2 protein-coding genes are annotated in these 2234 nt (G+C 46.3%); both read left to right on the top strand.

All coding sequences use genetic code 11. The features are described from left to right. The first annotated feature begins 447 nt into the window (after nucleotides 1-447). The gene (locus B2Y11_RS05040) at nucleotides 448-1311 is read left to right on the top strand and encodes a transporter substrate-binding domain-containing protein (protein WP_291056947.1); all 864 of its coding nucleotides are present in this window, start codon (nucleotides 448-450) and stop codon (nucleotides 1309-1311) included. Between the two features lie 723 nt (nucleotides 1312-2034). Beyond that, nucleotides 2035-2234 (top strand): hypothetical protein (locus B2Y11_RS05035; protein ID WP_291056945.1); only part of this gene is annotated, 200 nt, incomplete at its 3' end.

Raw genomic sequence — 2234 nt, 5'->3', positions numbered from 1 at the left:
ATGGGGAGACTGGCCAGAGCTATACAGAAATACTGATAAAACCGAAGCCACGGAGATAGTAATCATCGACAGTCAAATGAATTACCGAGGAAAACTTGACACTTACCCCGCCAAAGGCGGGTATTGACAATAGCCTTTATCCATGATACTGTATTCATATCAATAGAAAACGATGAAGAAAAGAGTAGCCATACTGAAGACGGCCAAGCGAGTCCGGAGAGTGGGAGCGGATGCGGATAGGGTGGTGAAGTGCATTTCCGAGTTTGGCGGGCTGAACGTGAGTAGGTCTTCCCGGGAGCTCCCGATACAGAGCAGGGGTTTGATGGAACTCTCAAAGGTATATCCGGTGACGGATATATGAATTTAGGTGGAATCACGGGTCTCCCGTCCTGAAAAGGATGGGAGGCTTTTTATTTTGTAAGAACTTACCATAAGGAGGAAATATTTATGAAAAAATCTTTAAAAATCGCGTCAGTGGCATTGGCATCTCTTCTGGCAGCCGGTATTTTTGCAGGCTGCGGCGGTGACCGGAAAGCCGCTTCTTCCAAAGCGGCTGCAGCAGACGGCAAGACCACTGTGAAGCTGGTTCTTTCCAGCACGGAGAGACCTCTTTCCTGGGCTGATGAAAACGGCAAGCTTCAGGGCTATGAATACGATATCTGGCAGGAAGTAAATAAGAACCTGAAGGATTACCATCTGGACATCCAGGCGGTTCCGCCGGAAACCCAGGACGTGATGATGGAATCCGGCGATGCCAAGGTAGCTTCCGGCGGCTACTACCGCACACCCCGCCGTGAAAAAGACTATATCGTGCCGAAGACGCCTATCGGTGTATCCTCTGTCATGGTTTACATGTCCAAGGAAAATGCAGAGAAGTACCACAGCCTGGAAGATGTCATCAAGGGCGGCGGCAAGCTGGTGCCCAATACGCCTAACGGCGGCATTTACAAAGTCCTCACCGACTGGAATGCAGCCCATGACAACATCATGAAGGAAGTCCCCATCCAGGACGGCCTTACCCCCGCAGAACGAATTACGTCTCTGAAGAACGGTCAGTACGATGCCCTGGTTTACCCGAACAATTTGGGCGTCGAAGATATTGCCAAAGCCATGAATTTTGAAATCGTGGCCCTGGATAAGCCCATCAAAGTGAATGAGACCGTGGTTATCGTCAATAAAAATGAACAGAAACTGGCTGATGAAATCGAAGCAGCCCTGGAAAAAATGTCCAAGGATGGCACACTGCAGAAGATTTCTGAAAAATGGTATCACAAGAACCTCTTCGACCAGCTGAAGGATGCAGGAAAATAAAACTTTCTACTATATATGTAAAATAAAAGAGGCAGTGAAAAATGATTGGCATTTTTCACTGCCTCTTTTATATACATTCATTTTCATGGGAATTTGCCAAATGATGACATTGCTGCCCGTTTCCGATGTCATCTCGGGCGGGGCTGTATGCCTGTATGAAGGTAGATGTATTTCTGCTCATTGAGGCTCTGAGTCAAGAGATTTCCTGCCGCAATGAGGCTTGTGCTGTTGAGGCATGAGATTTTTTCACGCTCCCTCTGCTCAAGTCGAAATGACAGTGGTGCCATGCAGCGCCTGTGCCATTCGTTTTTTATGACCGTACTATATCTTCTGAACCCAGGCACGACGAAAAGCCTGAAAGACCTTGCCCGGTACAGACGAAGGTGCACTGGAATTCGTCTGAATCATCTTGACGATGAGATCTTTCAGGCTATTCGGTTCGTACAGCATTAACCCATATTTCCTGAAGCCCCCAGCCTTGGGAGGCAGAAGCTTAAGAACGCATCGAACGGACTTGGGATCCGGAGCTCTTATGGATTCATCTTTGCGAGATGGCTTGCAGTATCGGCAGGAACCGGGGATTTTTATGTGGCCACTCCCCGGACCTTTCCTTTACTCTCATCTAATGAATATTATATATGAAAACATAGAAAAATAAAATAGGAGAAATAACGATATGCATTGCCAAATATGAAACGCAAGTGCTGATTATGAATTAAAGAAATGATTCAGAATAAGAATTTTCCCGATGTTATTTCAATCCAAAACCCGTTTCTACAGGTAACGCTGATTTTATTTTTTGCCGCGAACCGGTGCACAGGGAATCTTTCCACCTGTGGGGCAGATTATACTTTAAAATTGCGCCCTAAGGAAGCGCTGATTAAATCACTGTCTGCTTTTATTCTTGAATTTTTATGCAATGC

Source organism: Dialister sp. UBA1703 (assembly GCA_002320515.1).
GTDB lineage: Bacteria > Bacillota > Negativicutes > Veillonellales > Dialisteraceae > Dialister.
Note: the sequence above shows the minus strand (reverse complement) of the source record. Positions and strands in the feature narration are given on the sequence as shown.